General features: G+C 69.2%; 13 protein-coding genes and 1 tRNA gene. 5 read left to right on the top strand and 9 right to left on the bottom strand.

Annotated features, from left to right (window positions below; translation table 11 throughout):
- Positions 1-270 precede the first annotated feature (270 nt).
- On the top strand, positions 271-2448 hold the full coding sequence (locus ACFYZR_RS15785; protein WP_391910388.1) for an alpha-N-acetylglucosaminidase: 2178 nt from the start codon (positions 271-273) through the stop codon (positions 2446-2448).
- Positions 2449-2633: 185 nt separating this feature from the next.
- Here ACFYZR_RS15785 and ACFYZR_RS15780 read toward each other — a convergent pair whose 3' ends face one another.
- Together ACFYZR_RS15780 and ACFYZR_RS15775 are read right to left on the bottom strand one after the other, a co-directional pair.
- Positions 2634-4127 (bottom strand): hypothetical protein, encoded by a 1494-nt coding sequence (locus tag ACFYZR_RS15780; protein ID WP_391910386.1) that lies wholly within the window; start codon positions 4125-4127, stop codon positions 2634-2636.
- 326 nt (positions 4128-4453) lie between these two features.
- Positions 4454-5287, bottom strand: a complete 834-nt coding sequence (locus tag ACFYZR_RS15775) for an NAD(P)H-binding protein (protein ID WP_391910384.1) — start codon at positions 5285-5287, stop codon at positions 4454-4456.
- Positions 5288-5408: 121 nt separating this feature from the next.
- On the opposite strand from ACFYZR_RS15775, the gene ACFYZR_RS15770 reads away from it, so the two are divergent.
- On the top strand, positions 5409-6302 hold the full coding sequence (locus ACFYZR_RS15770; protein WP_391910382.1) for an AraC family transcriptional regulator: 894 nt from the start codon (positions 5409-5411) through the stop codon (positions 6300-6302).
- Positions 6303-6574: 272 nt separating this feature from the next.
- Here the strand turns inward: ACFYZR_RS15770 and ACFYZR_RS15765 are convergent, their stop codons facing one another.
- The 5 genes from ACFYZR_RS15765 to ACFYZR_RS15745 all read right to left on the bottom strand — a co-directional run bounded on the left by ACFYZR_RS15765 (position 6575) and on the right by ACFYZR_RS15745 (position 9925).
- On the bottom strand, positions 6575-7405 hold the full coding sequence (locus tag ACFYZR_RS15765) for a serine hydrolase (RefSeq protein WP_391910380.1): 831 nt from the start codon (positions 7403-7405) through the stop codon (positions 6575-6577).
- Between the two features lie 12 nt (positions 7406-7417).
- A complete protein-coding gene (locus ACFYZR_RS15760) occupies positions 7418-7816 on the bottom strand; it encodes a thiol-disulfide oxidoreductase DCC family protein (RefSeq protein ID WP_391910378.1) in 399 nt (132 codons plus the stop codon).
- Between the two features lie 68 nt (positions 7817-7884).
- A complete protein-coding gene (locus tag ACFYZR_RS15755) occupies positions 7885-8916 on the bottom strand; it encodes a hypothetical protein (RefSeq protein ID WP_391910376.1) in 1032 nt (343 codons plus the stop codon).
- The gene (locus ACFYZR_RS15750) at positions 8913-9521 is read right to left on the bottom strand and encodes a DUF5819 family protein (RefSeq protein WP_391910374.1); all 609 of its coding nucleotides are present in this window, start codon (positions 9519-9521) and stop codon (positions 8913-8915) included. The genes ACFYZR_RS15755 and ACFYZR_RS15750 overlap by 4 nt, the downstream gene beginning before the upstream one ends.
- 23 nt (positions 9522-9544) lie before the next feature.
- The gene (locus ACFYZR_RS15745) at positions 9545-9925 is read right to left on the bottom strand and encodes a hypothetical protein (RefSeq protein WP_391910372.1); all 381 of its coding nucleotides are present in this window, start codon (positions 9923-9925) and stop codon (positions 9545-9547) included.
- 895 nt (positions 9926-10820) lie between these two features.
- Between ACFYZR_RS15745 and ACFYZR_RS15740 the strand changes: the two genes are divergently transcribed.
- The 3 genes from ACFYZR_RS15740 (at position 10821) to ACFYZR_RS15730 (ending at position 14706) form a co-directional block, all read left to right on the top strand.
- Positions 10821-11372 (top strand): hypothetical protein, encoded by a 552-nt coding sequence (locus tag ACFYZR_RS15740; protein ID WP_391910370.1) that lies wholly within the window; start codon positions 10821-10823, stop codon positions 11370-11372.
- A 1001-nt stretch (positions 11373-12373) separates the two neighbouring features.
- Positions 12374-12892, top strand: coding sequence for a hypothetical protein (locus ACFYZR_RS15735; RefSeq protein WP_391910368.1), 519 nt, complete (start codon positions 12374-12376; stop codon positions 12890-12892).
- Between the two features lie 200 nt (positions 12893-13092).
- Complete coding sequence (locus ACFYZR_RS15730; protein WP_391910366.1) at positions 13093-14706, top strand: hypothetical protein; 1614 nt, start codon at positions 13093-13095, stop codon at positions 14704-14706.
- Positions 14707-14940: 234 nt separating this feature from the next.
- Here the strand turns inward: ACFYZR_RS15730 and ACFYZR_RS15725 are convergent.
- A tRNA-Ala gene (locus ACFYZR_RS15725) sits at positions 14941-15014 on the bottom strand.
- A 107-nt stretch (positions 15015-15121) separates the two neighbouring features.
- A complete protein-coding gene (glpR, locus tag ACFYZR_RS15720) occupies positions 15122-16252 on the bottom strand; it encodes a gephyrin-like molybdotransferase receptor GlpR (RefSeq protein WP_391910364.1) in 1131 nt (376 codons plus the stop codon).
- Positions 16253-16351: the final 99 nt, after the last annotated feature.

Raw genomic sequence — 16351 nt, 5'->3', positions numbered from 1 at the left:
GCGGAACGAGCCGGACGAGTGGAACGGACCGGATGGCCACCCCGCCCGCACCCGCCCCTAGCAGGTCGCACAAGGCTCGCGGGGCCATTCGTGCCAAATGTAACCGGCGTGGCTGGTTCGACGCCCGTGCCCTTGACCGATTCCCGACGGGGACTCATAGGATCTCCGCGCTCAAGTGGTCCAGTCCAGCCAGTCGTCAGCCGACGGCCGGGAGCCGGCCCGCAGCCGGTCGCCGGCCGGCGGGCCGCGGCGCCACGGTGGAGGTCACTCATGCCCATCGCCCGTCGTACGATCCTCGGCGCGCTCGCCGGGACCGCCGCACTCGGCACGGTGGGGGTGCCCTCCGCCGGGGCGGCTCCGGCCGGGGCCGCCGCCTCCGCGCTGGCCCGGCTGCTGCCGCGCCACCATGACCAGGTCACCTTCCGTACCGTGCCCCGCCGGGGCGGCCACGACGCCTTCCGGGTGTCCGGCACGGCGGGCCGGATCACCGTCGAGGGCACCACGGCGGCCGTCCAGCTGACCGGCTTCCACCACTACCTCCGGCACGTCGCGCACGCCCATGTCTCCTGGCGCGGCGAGCAGACCGGTCTCCTCCCGGCCCGGCTCCCCGCCGTCGGCACCCCGCTCGCCGCCACGGCGAACGTCGCCCACCGCTTCGTGTTCAACGACACCAACGACGGCTACACCGGGCCGTACCACGACTGGGACTACTGGGAGCGCGAGCTCGACGTCCTGGCCCTCCACGGCTTCAACGAGGTCCTCGTCTACGCGGGCGCCGACGCCGTGTACCACCGCACCTTCATCGAACACGGTTACAGCGACGCGGAAGCCCGCGCGTGGGTTCCCGGCCCCGCGCACCAGCCGTGGTGGCTGATGCAGAACATGGCCTCCTTCGGCGGGCCCGTCTCCCCCGGGCTCCTCGACCGCCGCACCGCCCTGGCGCAGAAGATCGTGCGCCGGCTGCGCGAGCTGGGCATGACCCCGGTGCTGCCCGGCTACTTCGGCACCGTCCCGCCCGGCTACGCCGAGCGCAACAAGGGCGCCCGGACCATCGCGCAGGGCGGCTGGTGCGGCTTCGACCGCCCCGACTGGCTCGACCCCCGCACCCCCCACTTCGCCGCCGTCGCCCGCACGTTCTACCGGGTGCAGCAGGAGCTCTACGGGGCGACGGCCATGTACAAGATGGACCTGCTGCACGAGGGCGGGACCCCCGGCGACGTCCCCGTCGGCGCGGCCGCCAAGGCGGTGGAGAAGGCGCTGCGCGCGGCCCACCCGGACGCCGTCTGGGCCATCCTCGGCTGGCAGCACAACCCCCGGCGGGAGATCGTCGACGCCGTCGACCGCTCCCGGATGCTCGTCCTCGACGGCATCCCCGACCGCTTCCCGAAGATCACCGACCGGGAGCGGGACTGGGGCGGCACGCCCTACGCCTTCGGCACCATCTGGAACTTCGGCGGCCACACCGGTCTGGGCGCCAACGCCCCCGAGTGGGTCTCGCTCTACGAGCAGTGGCGCACCAAGCCGGGCAGCGCCCTGCGCGGCATCGCCGTGATGCCGGAGGCCGCCGACAACGACCCCGCGGCCCTCGCCCTCTTCTCCGACCTGGCCTGGACGTCCGGACCGGTCGATCTCCGGACGTGGTTCGGGCAGTGGGCCGTCACCCGCTACGGGGCCGCCGACGCGGGCGCCGCCCGCGCCTGGGACGCCCTGCGCCGCACCGCCTACGGCACCACCCGCGCCGACAGCTGGAGCGAGCAGGCGGACGGCCTCTTCGGCGCCCGCCCCGACCTGGCGGCCGACCGGGCCGCGAGCTGGTCGCCGCGGCAGCTGCGCTACGACGCCGCCGAGTTCGAGGCGGCGCTCCCGGCCCTGCTGTCCGTGGCCCCGGCCCTGCGCGCGAGCTCCGCGTACCGGGCCGACCTCGTGGACGTCGCCCGCCAGTGCGTGTCCAATCGCAGCCGGCTGCTGCTGCCGCGTATCAAGGCCGCCCACGACGAGGGGGACCGCGACCGCTTCGGCGACCTCACCCGGCAGTGGCTGGACTGGATGGAGCTGCTGGAGCAGATCGTCGCCACGGACGACCGCCATCTGCTGGGCCGCTGGCTGGCCACCGCCCGCGCCTGGGGGTCCTCCGACGCCGAGCGGGACCGTCTCCAGGCCGACGCCCTCTCCCTGCTGACGGTCTGGGGCCCCCGCCCGGCGGCGGACGGCGGCAAGCTCCACGACTACGCGAACCGCGAGTGGGCGGGCCTGGTGGGCGGCCTCTACCGGCTGCGCTGGAAGACGTACTTCACGGAGCTGGAGACGGCCCTGGACGAGGGCCGCGACCCGCACCCCGTCGACTGGTTCGCCCTGGAGGACCGCTGGACCCACCGGCCCCCGGAGACCCGCACCCGCCCGACGGGCGACATCGTCCGCATCGCGAGAACGGTGGCGTCACGCCTCTAACTCAGCCCCTCCGGCGTTTGAGGAGCGGGGTCTGGGGCGGAGCCCCAGGAAACTGGGGGCACCTCCCAGCGGTAGCTGGGGGAGAAAGGGCGGGACCGGGGCCCCGGCAAACGACGGGGACCCCCACCGGCGCCAAGCCGACAGGGGTCCCCGGAACCGGAAAACGCGAACGCGCTACGCGCGAGCTACCGCTTCTTCGCCGCCTTGCTGACAGTCCCCTCCCCGCCCGCGAGCTTCCACTCCCGGTGCAGGATGTCGACGGGAATCCGCCGCTCGAACAGCGGCGTGCCGAAGATCTTCAGCTGCGCCTGGAGCGCACCCGTCAGGTCGACACCGCCGTACGCGGCCCACTTGCCGCTCGCCGAGGCCGACCCGTTGGACGAGGCCGTCGCCGTGCCCTCCGCCTCGGCCCGCAGGTAGGGCGCGAGGTTGGCGCTGACACCGACCGCGCCGTAGAGGCCCACGGACGCCTCGGTGCCGAGCGTCGCCTTGACCTTGCCCGCGGCGGACGCCGTGGCCGTGACCGGCGTGGCGTTCATCTGCGAGCTGCTGATGGGCGTCCAGCCCTTGCCCCACGAGTAGGAGCCGCCGACCTTGAAGTCGCCCTTCAGCTCCTGCTTGACGTCGACGGAGATCTTTCCTTCGGCGTCGATCTGGAGGTAGCAGGTGAGGTCGAGGTTGACGACGACCGGCACCGGGCCGACCTGGATCACCGGGTCGGCGTGGAGCTTGGCGAAGGGCAGCTTGATGGGCTTGTCGGCGGTGGTGGCCACCGCCTGGCCCTTGAGCTCCCACGCGGAGGACCAGTCGCCGGACAGGGCCAGCGACGCGGTGCCCGGGCCGCCGGTGGAACCGACGCCCTTGCCGTTGTAGGAGAAGTCCACCTCGGGGGCGAGCTGGACATAGCCCGCGGCGGACGCCTCGGCCTTGACCGGGGAGCCCGGGGGCGTGGGGATGGACGCGCCGACGTCCAGCCGCAGGTTGCCCAGCGGCACCTTGGCGCCCTGCGGCCCCACGTGCACACCGTCCGGCTTCGTCCAGGAGGCCTTCACGCCCGGCAGGAGCGGTACGACCTTCACGGCCGACGGGTCGACGGGCACCGCGCCCTTGGCCTCGGAGTCGCCGAGCAGCGCGTCGAGGGTGGCCGGGGCCGTGTTGACCTCGGTGCCCTTGTCGGTCGTGCCCAGCACCTTGGTCACCTTGGCCAGCAGGCCGGAGGGCGCGCCGGGCGCGGGGGCGCTGGCGATGACGTCGCCGACGGCCACGCCGTTCGCCTCGGCCCCCGGCTGCGAGCCCTGAGCTCCCGGCTGCGAGCCCTGGGACCCCGGGGCCTGCTGCGCCGGCTGCGAGGTCTGCGGCGACTTCGAGGGCTGGGGCGCGATGCCCTTCGGCTTCTTCGAGGCGCCGTCGGCCTTGGGGCCGGCGATCACGGCCCGGCCGCTGCGCTGGTCGAACGAGGCGACCTTCAGCGACGACTTGGCCGCCTTGGGCGCGGCGGCGCCGCCCGTCCCGCCGCCGGGGCGGGCCACCGCGCTCGGCGCGCCCGCCCCGGCGGGGGCGGCGGCGACCGCGAGCTGCGGCGCGAGGGCGTTCGACGTCGCGGCGACCGGCTCGGCGTCCGAGCCCTTGGCCGCCGTGGAGGAGCTACCCGCCGAACAACCCGTGGAAAATAGGGACACAGCGGTCAGAGAAGTTAAAACGGCGGCGTATCTAACAGACTTACGCAAATTCAAGTCCTTGGGAGCGTGAGGTGGGGGCGACCCGGCGAGGTACGCGTCCGGGCCGCATCACACGGCATCAGGAAGGGCTACGACCGCTACACGCACCGTCATTACCGGCAAGTAGCGATCCGCAAGATCGTGCCACGGGTCACACGCCCAGAAGAACCGTTTCCCTACCACCGGAAACATGATCTGAGTCACACTTTGTTCAACAAGGTTTAATAAGTCAGCCGTTCAATCATCAGCAGCTCAACTGACGTCGATAAGCAGAACTTTGAGTCGCTCTACGACCACACCCCCGTCGGCGCCACCCGCGCCGCGTACGCGCCGAGCCCCCGGGGCTCCCGCCCGATGACCCGCCGCACGTCGTCCGTGAGCGCGGTCATGTGCCCGGCGCGCTGCGCCGCGAACATCGCGCCCAGCCCCGCGACCGTCTCCTCCGGCCACCCCTCGGCGCGCAGCTCCGCCGCGTACTCCTCGGGCGTCAGCTCCACGAACCGGATCGGGCGCCCCGCCGCCCGGGCGATCGTCTCCACGGCCGCCTCCCAGGGCAGCGCCTCCGGCCCGGACAGCTCGTAGACCCGGCCGTGGTGCCCGTCCCGGGTCAGCAGGGCCGCCGCGACCTCGGCGACGTCCTCGGCGTCCACGAACGGCTCGGGCACCCCGCCGGTCGGCAGCGCCAGGCGCCCCGACCTCAGCGGCCGGTGCCAGAGGTCCTCGTCGAAGTTCTGGTGGAAGTTGTTCGGGCGGATGACCGTCCATTCCACGCCGGAGCCGCGCACGGCGTGCTCGCCGGCCGCCATCCCCCGCCCGAAGTCCGGGCCGACGTGCTCGACGCCCCGTCCGGACAGCGCCACGAAGCGGCCCACGCCCGCGTCGACCGCCCGGCCGACGAAGTCCGCCACCGGCCCGGGGTCCTCGGGCGTCATCAGATACACCGCCGACACCCCCGCCACGGCCGGCTCCCAGGTGCCCGGGTCCGACCAGTCGAAGCGCACCTCCCCCGAACGGGACGCCGCCCGCACCCGCTCACCCGCCGTCCGCAGCCGCCGCACCACGCGCCGCCCCGTCTTGCCCGTACCGCCGAGAACCAGGATGTCCTTGCCCGTTGTCGTCATGACGACGAGTCAACCGCCCGGCGCACGCACCCGACATGGCCGGGAGTCCGCCGCGCATGCGCGATCGTCCACACGCCTGCGGCCCGCCCACGGCCGCGCAGGGCTCGCGTACTGTGACGCCATGGGCGACCCCTTCGACGACCTGCTGCGCGGTGTACGCGCCGACGGCACCGCCGTCGACCGGTCGGTGCTCACCCCGCCCTGGGCGCTGCGCTTCGACGACGGCGCCCCGCTGACCCTGTGCGTCCCGCTGCGCGGCGAGGCCTGGGTCCTCCTCGACGGCGACGACCGGCCGCACCGCGTCGGCCGGGGAGCCGCGGCCATGGTGCGCGGCCCGCGGCCGTTCGTCCTCACCGACGCCCCGTCCTCCACCACCCCGCCGCGACCGCTGCGCGAGGCCGGTCCCACGGACGGAGAACCGGCGGAGGGGCCCGGCCGTACGGTCCTGCTGGCGGGCGCGTACCGCTTCCAGGGCGCGATGCCGGCGCGGCTGCTGGACGCCCTGCCGCCGGTGGCGGTGGTGACCGACGACGACTGCTCGCCGGTGAGCGACTTCCTGGAGTCCCAGCTCACCAGGGGCCGGCCGGGCCGCCGGATCGTGCTGGACCGCCTGCTGGACTGGCTGCTGGTGTGCACCCTGCGCGACTGGTTCGACAGCCCCGGGGCCTGCCCGCCCACCTGGTACCGCGCCTGGGGCGACGCCGTCGTCGGCCTGGTGCTGCGCGCGATGCACGAGTCCCCCGGCCGCCCCTGGACGCTCGCCTCGCTGGCCGCCGAGGCGGGGGTCTCCCGGACGACCATGGCCGCCCGCTTCAGCGAACTGATGGGCGAGCCCCCGCTGTCCTACCTCACCCAGTGGCGCATGGACCTGGCCGCCGACCTGCTGACCGACCCCGCCGAGACCGTCGCCGCCGTGGCCCGCCGCGTCGGCTACGCGGACGCCTTCGGTTTCAGCACCGCTTTCAAACGCGTCCGCGGCCTGACGCCCAGCGAGCACCGCAAGGCGGCCTCCTGACAGCGATACAGGTCACATTGGAGAACGCAGAGAAGGAAGTCACCCCGAAACGCAAAAGATCCCGCCCGATCTGACGATCGGACGGGATCTCCCGCTGGCTCCCATTCCGGTTCGGGAACCTTCTGTTGTGGGGTGTGCACGAGCATGGTCACCTGTGATGACATCCGCCCCCTAAAGATCGTTTCCCAGGTGCCGGAAGATCGTTCCCCGACGACGGGCCGTGCGACTGTGACATCCGCACTCACCACACACTCATCCGGCTGACTCGTATCTCATCCTTTGCCCAGGCGTGCGAGGAGCTGAGCCCCCGTGCGGTCAGTGTCAGCCACCGTTCCGCCGAGTCTGTGGACCAGTACCCAGGCGCCGTTGGTGAGCGCGCCTGCGAAGACGGAGTTGTTACGTGTTGCTCCGGTGTGCCAGGTCACTTTGCCGGCCGTCTGCCACGTGGGCGCGGGCTCACCCAGCTCCTGGTCGACAAGCAGCCTTCGCACCAGGTCGGCGGCGGCATGGGGGGTCGCCCACATCCCGCCGGCAGGCAGGATGGCTCCGCTCAATGCCCAAGGCCTCAGCCGACGGCCCAGAACCCCCGTGGCGTACAGACAGCGTTCTTCGGGAGGGCAGGAGGTTATCTCCCGGATGCCCAGAGGCTCAAGGACATAGTCTTGGACCACTCTCTCGTAGGGGGCCTTTGCTGCGATCGACAGTGCCGCGCCAAGTACCGCGTAACCAAGGTTCGAGTACTCCCTGGCTTCTCCGACCGGTCGCACGGTGATCCGGTTCAGCTGGTCCAGCAGGGCGTGCAGAGCGGCGTTGTCAAAGGAGAGATAGGGGTTCCTGCGTGGCAAACCTGGTGGCTGCCTGGGCAATCCGGCAGTGTGATCTACCAGGTGGCGCAAGGTGATGCCAGTGTCCTGTGGCACCTTGAGCCAGCGCTCCACCGGGTCGTCGATGTCCAAGGCACCCACTTCCGACATACGCATGAGCGCAGTACCTGTAAGAACCTTGGTGAGTGAGCCGATCTGGACAAAGCGGTACGGACTATGTCCGTGAACCGCTTGGGGCTCCGTCGCGCTGGTCAGAACACATGTAGGCGTCCGGGACACGGCCGAGTCCTCTCATGAGCGTGTGATCGGCACCGCGCATGATGGCGTCCCTGCCGGCATGCGATGTCTGTTTCGGGCCACCCATCGGTAGATCCCTCGGGCGCAACGGCGGAGCACGGGAAGCTTTATGGCCGAACCGGCTGTTCGGTAGCCGTAGGAGGAGGAACTCCCCAGGTATTCACCCAGCGCATCAGCACCGCCAGCGATCACCTTGCCATCCAGCAGCAAGAGGACCTCACGGTCGAGTCGGTGAAGATGTGGCTGCGTGACCTCTTGGGGCAGAAACTGCCAGGGGACGGCATTCAGAGCGGGACGACCTCGCGTGGAAATCCGGTTGATGACAGCCTGGCAGAAGCCGCAGTCTCCATCGAAGGCCAGAACTGGTTCGCGGGAACTGATTGTCGGAGTCATGTAGGCCCTCTCTTGTCGGCTTGCCGTTCGAGTGCGTGTCCGCAGCTAGCGTGCGGCGCTTGCTTCGGTCACTTACTGGACGGCGCCACCGCAGGCTGCGGAGCGTTGTCGGGTACGGAAGAGGCCGGCGTTTCCGAAACCGCCTGCTCTTGTTCGGCGGGACGTCGACTTACCGTACGGAGCCGCTGGGCTGCCGCAGAGCATCGCTCCAAGGCCACGCCGAGTGCTCCGCTCAGGAAAACGAGGTCACACGCGATCATCGTGAGAGCGAAGCTGGTGAGCCCCATCAGGACGCCTATGGCCACATGGAAGCTGATGGAGGCCACAGCCGCCCAGGGCCGTAGCTGCGGGACAAGGATGCCCAGCGGGAAATAAACCAAGAAGATGGTGGTCGAATAAGTCCCCAAGAAGACCAGCATGTCATTTTTGTAGACAAGGTCCGAAACCCCGGGGAGGCTGAACTCCGAGACTCTGAGGACATAGAAGAGAGCAGTGCCATCCTGCCACATCTTCCCTTGCACCTTGTAAAGTCCACTCACCACATATACGAGGCACATCTGCATGGCAATGGCAAGGATGCCCAGATTATGAATTGGCTCCGACAATGATCGGATCACAGCAGGAATACGTGCCGCGGCCTTACGGCCGAGTCCGCTGGGAAAAGCAAACCTGTCGTAGCAGCGAGTGAGCAGCAGCATAGGGATCACGACGTATGCCAAGTTGTCCCCGCCATCGAGGAGAACGGGCTGACGCTGGTAGATCGACCATAGGAACACCCAGTGAACAGCCAGGCCAACCCTGCCACCCACGCCGCAGGTCACTGCGAGTGCAGCCAGCATTCCGGCATGGAAGACGATTTCGAACCACAGGGCGGAGCTGCCGAAGGCATAGAGGCTGAATGTTTCATTTTCCTGGACCTTGGCAGTGAACTCCGCCCAAGGAAACACCCCGTCGGGACCGAACAGGTATCCACGATCACCGTATTGGCTCGCGTAGTACATGAATCCCACAAAGCCCAGCAGGAGCCGTGTGCCGCTCACCCCCAGCACACCGAAATGACAGCTACTCGCCCTGTCCAGCAGCCGGATCACTTTCTTCACAGTTCCGCCACCTTCAGCCAGTCCATGTCCTGAACGTCCACCTTGTCGTCAGCTTTTGGATCGTGACGCTTCGACCAGGGCGGTAGCTGCTGGATGTACATGCGGATCTGAATCTTTTCAGGTCTTCCACCGCAAGTGCGGGGAATCTGCGACAAGGAGTATCTTGAAAGGAACCGGACTGCCTCTTTCTGTGAAGTTTTTTCGTAGGGAGTCAGGGGCAGCTCCGGCTTCTTCTTCTCCTTCTCAGACTCGCGCAGTCTCGCCAGGACCGGGTCACCGCCGTTCAGCTGTTGCACGTTACCGGTAACCAGTCGCGACATGCGAGACGGAAAAAATCTACTCTCTTGAGCTTTCTCGACATATCTTGTCGTGACGTCATAGAAGCCGGTCGTCGATCCATCTGAACACATGGCTCGCGCCAGGATCCCTCGGTTATCAGAGAGGGGATCCGGCGCGAAGAGCATCCAGTTCTGAGAGAAATAAGGGTCCAGGTAGTCGGCCGCATAGTGGTAGTAGCGAAGCTTCATCGGGGTCAGCGGCATCTGCGAGAACGCGGATGCCAGGAAATGAAGGCCCAGGAGGGCGGCGCCGAGAAGCAGCGCCACCCTCCTGGCTACAGCGTGTTCCTTCACTTGTCGAAGACCGTCTCGACGGAAGCGCCGTCGGGAAGCGACTGGTTAGAGGGTGCGCCGAGCAAGTCCGTGGCGTTACCGGCGAGCTCTGCGGCCTGGTCGCCGGCCAGCTCGGCCGCCGCCTTGGCGTGAACTGCGGCCCTCTCGGCGGCACGGCCGGCAGCCTTGCCTGCCTTGCCTACAGCACTAGCCGCCTTACCTGCGAGCTTGCCCAGACCTCCGATTGCCTGCGGAGCATTGCCCGAGTCCTGAGCCTCAACAGCGACAGTAGGCGCCACCGAGGCTTCCGACGCGTGCGCCGATCCCTGAGTGACCACGAGAAGCGAGGCACCGCCGAGGGCTACGCCTATACCTGCAATTATCTTCTTCATCTTCATTCCTATCCGTTCGCCCGCCTAAGAGGCGAGGACTGAATGATGCAGCACCCCAGCACTTCCCCCAGCATTTTCTTGCTTTTCCTTAAGGGGCCTGGAGCGCGTTACGAATAATTACATGCCCGCCCCACGCGATCCAGGCATTAAGAAAGCAAGGGCCCGACCTAAACACGCTGTTGAGATACCGCCTCACGAGGGGAACGGCGGGTATGCGAAGCGGTAGGGAGGAATCCCCTTCCCCTTCGATCAAGGACGATCACACTACGTAGCGAGCGCCAGTCGCGGTCATTCCGGCAGGCTGTGGGCATGACCGCATGTTTTCCGGTCAGCACTTGGAGGCGCCCCGTCAGTGCTACTTGATCAACCTGGCTGGAAAATTCCTTCAGGCCGGTCACGATTCGCCATCCTGGCTCAAATACGCAGTGCACGGCAGAGGATCCAAGATGGGCCTGGCTGATAGCGAGAGTGGCTGACCTTTCTTGTCGTCGCCTGCGGCTCACCGCGTCTGGCCTTGCTTGCCTGAGCGCCAACTCTCCATACCACCACCACGATCCGGGCAAGGACCGCCGGGGCGCCGCTCAGCTACTGCTGGTTCTCGGACCGACTGCCCGTCGATGCATCGCCGTATCGACGGGGGGATCCGCACCCGAGCCAGGTGCTCTCCGTACTGGCCGCCGAGAGGCCGGCGGGCAACATCAGACCCCGCGTCCAACTGCTGGGCTGTTGTCGACGGTTTGGCGAGCTGGGGCGTCTGGCGTTCCCTACGATGTGCGGCGTTGAGCTGATCTTCTGGTGATTGGGGTCCTGGGTGGGGTCGGCAGGCGAGGACGGGGCCGCTGCGGCACAGGGACTGCGAGCGGCTGTCGGGTTCTACTCGGCCAAGGTCGACAAGCTGCAGGTGCATCACGAGCAGTTGGAAGCAGAGCTGGCCGCACTGCAGGACAAGCTGGCTTCGGTGCAGGCCGGCCTCACCAAGGCTCAGGACGCGAGGGATCAGCTGGCCGATGCATTGGAGGAACTCCTCGCGGACGTTCCGTCTCCCACTCGTAGGGCCGCACAAGCGCCTGAGGAACCGGATTCGTCTCCCGGCCGGGAAACGGGGCTTGCCAGTCGGCTGGCGGAGTCAGGTCGGTCAGGCACCACGACCAGCGGCGGCCGCAGGGGCTCTTCCCGGGAAGGGGCGAAGCAGAAGCGGACGCAGACCAGCGGCCTCATGCGGGCCATTGTCCAGGTGCTTGTAACGGCTGGGAGGCCGATGAAGCCGAAGGAGATCGCTGAAGCCCTGGGTCGACCTACGAAGGGCAAGGAGGGTGATTCCGCCCGGGAGACGATCCGGGGCTCCTGCAAGCGCCTGGTGACTGCAGGCCAGCTGGTCCGGGTGTCGGCGGGGGAGTTCGTGATCCGCCAGGCCGCACACTCGCAGGAACCGCTAGCAGAAGGGGGCGCCTGACGATACGCCGTTGAAGAGTTGTTCCCTCCTCCCGTTGCGGGGAGGAGGGAACTGGTTCCGCTGAGGTTGACCCCTCTTCGGAACCGGTGACGTGGAACCCCTTGTCAGTGGCTCACGTTTGCCCCCGAGATTAGAGCAATCGCGTTCATCTCGGGGGCGCGTGGCCTATTTCGTCGCGCCCGGAGTCCGTCGGCTCCGGGCGCCGGAAGGCCGGTCTTCATGCGAAATGCACGTTCCATCCCTGTGCGGGTACAGAGGGACGGCGAGGAAGTTCTCGAGTCGGGCGACAGTGGCGATGTCGGGCCAGCAGCGTCCGGCAATGAGGTCGGCGATGGCCTGGCGGTTGACGCCGGAGCCTTCTGTGGCCCGTCGAAGGCTTCTCTTCTGGCTGGTCAGAGCCGTCGTGAGAGCGCGGGCGATGTCCTGGATCACCATGGCAGCGGGATCGTCGACTGCCGCGTGGGGCCAGGCTTCCGGATCGTGGGCAAGCTCCAGCGGCGGGCGGCTGCGGGCGCGTCCTCCGACCATGCGAATGCACTTCTTTCGGTGAATGTCCTGCTCGATCCCACCGGCTGCTTGTCCAGCCGATATTGGTGGAGCGTGACGCTCTCCCCGAGGTTTCGGCCCGTATCCGCGACTACCGCCCGAAGCTGCCTCCGGAGAAGTGGGCGCGGATCGCCGATCAGGTCCGCGCCACCGTGGCCGCCGCCGCACCGATCACCTGTTACGAGGCCGGGCATCTGATGCATGCCGTCGGGCGGCTTGCAGCCTGGGCGAACGGGACTGGGCTGCCGATGGATCCAGCGGTGTGGCTGCGGACAGAGACGATCGACGCGTTCGTGCTGTCGGGCTGCACCAGCAAGGCCCCAGACACTCTGCAGACCTACCGGTCGTGGCTGCGGCGGACTCATGAGGCTCTGGTCTGGGTCCAGCGCGGAGAAGCGCCTCCCGTCCGACTGTCTGCCCCGAGAGGTCCGCAGCCTCCTTACCAGGCAGGAGAGTTGAGCAGGCTGCGGTCCTGGGCAGAGCTGCTGGGCGGCCGGGCCCGGCTGGGCGGTCAGGCGCTGATGGCTCTGACGGCCGGATGCGGCCTGATGCCCCGTGAGCTCCGGGCCGTCCGGGGCACCGACATCCGCACGGCCAGGAGCGGGCTCGCACTGGTCGAAGGGCTGAACAGGCTGGTGGCCTGTCAGGCCGGCTGGGAGGAAACGCTCTCCGAGCTGGCTGCCATCGCCGGGCACGACTACCTCTTCCGCCCGCACCGGAAAGTCGCCACGGCGAAGAACCTGGTCAGCTCCTGGCCGGCCCGCCACCGTCCACCTGCCGGACTGCCACCGCTGTCGGCCAGGCGTCTGCGCTCGACGTGGATCGTGAAACTGCTTGCCCTGGGCATCGCACCGGCTCTGGTCGCCGAGTCGGCAGGCATGACGTCGATGGCCGCGCTGGCTCCCTACCACCAATGGGTGCCTCCGCTGGACCGGGAGACGGCCGCCCATCTTCTGCGCGGGCGCCGCCCTTGATGCGGCGCCCGGACGATCCGGAGGCCGCAGCCCGGCTGCTGCGGCCCCGTATCCGCCGCAGCGGACCCGTCCAGATCCCCGACTAAGTCGGGCAGCTGCTGACCTTGCTGGACCGCTCCGGCGTCCCCCAAGCCCTCGAGGCTCTTCTTGAGGGCCGGCCGGGGCCTGCCGGGATGCGGCCCCGCACAGTGCTGGCAGCGTTGCTGCTGGCCGTGTACTACACCGGACGCGCGACCGTCGCCGATGCGTGGCGGATCACGCACTTCAGCCTGCGGCCACGGGCCAGGGCATGGCTGGGGATCCCGGAACACCCGCCGCACACGGCACGGTCCCGCATCGCGACCAGCCGATGCCTCTACCGCGGCCTGGACCGGATCACCACTGTGCTCGACCCGGCCCGCTGCGACCGTCGCAAGCGCCTCCCCCTCCACGAGGCCGAAGCCATCGCGGCCCGGTGGGATGGCGCGAGAGGGCGCCAGACCGCTGCCGTTTTGCAGCAACTGGCCAACCAGCTGGTCCTGAGTGTGGTTCGCATGGCCCAGCGGCGCGGCCATCTCAAGGGCTGGCACGGGGACGTCGGCGTCGACGCCACTTCCATCCCCGTTCTCGCTCTCCCGGACAGCGACCGCTCGCAGACTGCCTCGGCCGAGATCACCGCGGGTTGGCACTACAGCGGCGGCTCCGACGAGGGCGTCTTCGGCTACAGCGCCACTCTCGCCGTCGCCGCGCACCGCAGCGACAGTGCCGCCCGGGCCAAGGCGTATCCACAGCTGTGCCTGGGCCTCGTCCTGGACACCCCCACCGTCCGCACGGGCCACAACGCGATCACCGTACTCAGCCAGCTCAAGGCCTTCGGCCTTCCTGCCGGGACCTGCGCAGCCGACCGCGCCTACACCGGGCAGTCGCCGGAGAACTTCCAGATCCCCGCCCGCCGACTCGGTTACCGCCTCGCTCTCGACTACAAGGCCATCGAACGCGGCCGTCAGGGCAGCTGGGGCGGCGCCCCGCTCGTCGGCGGCTCGTTCCTCTGTCCCCTCACTCCCACCGAGCTGATCGACGCCACCACAGGAGCAGACGACAAAGCCGTCCGCCTGCGCAGCCCTCAGCTGCGAGAGCTGATCACCGCCCGTGGCCCCTACCACCTCAAGCTCAAAGAAGGTCCCGACCACCGCGGCACCATCCGCCTGCAGTGCCCCGCCGCCGGGCCCTCTCCCCCGGTCAACTGCCCCTGCCGCCAACGACTGCGGCCACAATCCACTCGCACCGCCAGTCTGCCTCCGGTCACAGTCGACTTGGCCCAGGCACGCGCTCGCGCCGGCCACCCCGCCGCGCGTCCTCCCGTTCAACTTCCCGAAGGCGAGTGGCACACCCCACCGCCGAAAGGGGAACTGCCCAAGGTCTGCAGCGCATCCGCCATCACCCTGCGAGCCGACGCGGGCATCGGCGACGACTTCCGCATCGCCAAGTACCGGCGGGATGAGCACTACCTCAGCACCGCCTGGGACAGCTCCTACAAACCCATCCGCAGCCACAACGAAGGCGCCAACGGCCGCTTCAAAAGCGACGACCTCGACATCGGCAACCCCAAACACCGGCCCGCCACCGGCCAGGTCGCCCAGACACTCCTGGTCGCCCTCATGCTCACCGTTGCGAACCTGACGACACTTGAGACCTGGCTCATAGAGCGCTCCGGAAACGCTCTCACGGACAACGACTTCGAAGCGATCAAGGCCGTGGAGATGGGTTCGGACGGCAGCCACGAGCCCGACATCATCGGCTTCGGAAGCAGGCCACCTCCGCCGAACCCGTCCTGACGCAACGGCCCGACAACCGCACACACCCACCAGCCGCCGAACCCGGTCGGCTGCAGCGGCATGCCCGCGACGCCAGGAACTCGAGCCAGCCCGGACCTGACGACGCCCGAACTCGACCTCCGCCAGCACCCGGACCTCCCGAACACCCCAGAAACGAAAAGATCCCGTCCAATCAGAGTGATCGGACGGGATCTCATCAACCGATCCTGAGCTAACTCAAGAACGGTCCTGTTGTGGACCTGAGGGGATTTGAACCCCTGACCCCCTCGATGCGAACGAGGTGCGCTACCGGACTGCGCCACAGGCCCTTGCAACGAGTGAAACTCTAGCACCCCCACCGCGCTGTTCGGAAATCCGCTCCCCATCGCCTCCGCTGGTCAGCGCGGGGAGCGGCCCCCGGCGTCACTCGTCGGCGTCACTCGTTGGCGGCGCGGGGACGACCCTCGTCGGCGTACTGGTCGAACAGCGGGGTGTGCCCGCGCTCGCGCCGGGGGCGGCGGGGGCGGGTCGAGCGGCGGTCCTCGGCGGGCGGACGGTGGGCGTCGGCCGGCTCGGCGGTGCTGGAGCGGGCCGAGCTCCAGGTGTCCGCCGCGCCGGCGCCGGTCGCCCGGGGGGCCACCGGCGCGGAGACATAGGTGGGCAGCGGGACGGGCACGGGCTCCCAGCCCTCGCCCGGGTCCCGGTCGCGCTGCTGGTCGACCCACTCGGCGTGGTCGGTCTGCTCGACCAGGGCGCGCCGGCCCGCGCTGCGCGCGGCGGCCGCGCCGCCCGCCGCCGGGGGCGCCGTGTGGTGGACAACGGTGTCGGCGTCGGCGGGGCCGTCCTCGGGGGGCGCGGAGTGGGAGCGCGCACGCCCCTCGCGGAGGCGCTGGGCGGCCAGTTCGGCGCGGCGCTGGTCCATGGTGAAGGCGAAGCGGCGGCGCTCCTGGACGCGCAGGTAGCAGATGTACGCGCTGAGCAGCGCGGCCGGGACGCCCGGCACCCACAGGAGGGCGAGGCCGCCGACGCCCGCGACGACCGCGCCCAGGGAGAAGGCGAGGAAGAGCAGCACCGTGGTCCGGCGGCGGCGGGCCAGCACCTTGGAGCGCCGGGCACGCTCGGCCGCCGTCAGGGCGCCCGCCTGGGCGGCCGGGGCCGACGGCGACGCGGACGGAGGCGGAGACGCCGACGCGGACGCCGATGCGGATGCCGACGAAGACGCCGGTGGGGCCGCCGGGGGCGCCTGCGCGGCGTCCGGCCGTCCGGACGCGGGCGCGCCGAAGGACCGGACGTCGACCATTTCGGTCGCCGCTTCCGGCTCGGGCGCCCGGGGCTCCGGCTCCCCGGCTTCCCCGGGGGCCGCCGCCTCGGCGGGGACACGCCCCTCCAGGTCCTTGGCGTAACGGCGCTCCATGCCCGCCCGTCCGGACAGCAACCGGATGGCCGTGCTGAAGCGTTCCGTCGGACGGGCTTCATTGAGCTCGTCCTGCCTACGGAGCCACATCGGCACCAAGTAGGCGGCCCAGGCCCCGACGATGACTGCGTAGATCAGGCCGCTGCTGCTCACCCTTCACACGGTAGAGGGGTGTGCGCAGATGATTCCGCCAATTGGCGCGGTGTGTCGCACGATCCGGCTGATATCTCGAACTTTTTTTGTGATTGTTGA

This window comes from Streptomyces sp. NPDC001678 (assembly GCF_042892945.1).
GTDB lineage: Bacteria > Actinomycetota > Actinomycetes > Streptomycetales > Streptomycetaceae > Streptomyces.
Note: the sequence above shows the minus strand (reverse complement) of the source record. Positions and strands in the feature narration are given on the sequence as shown.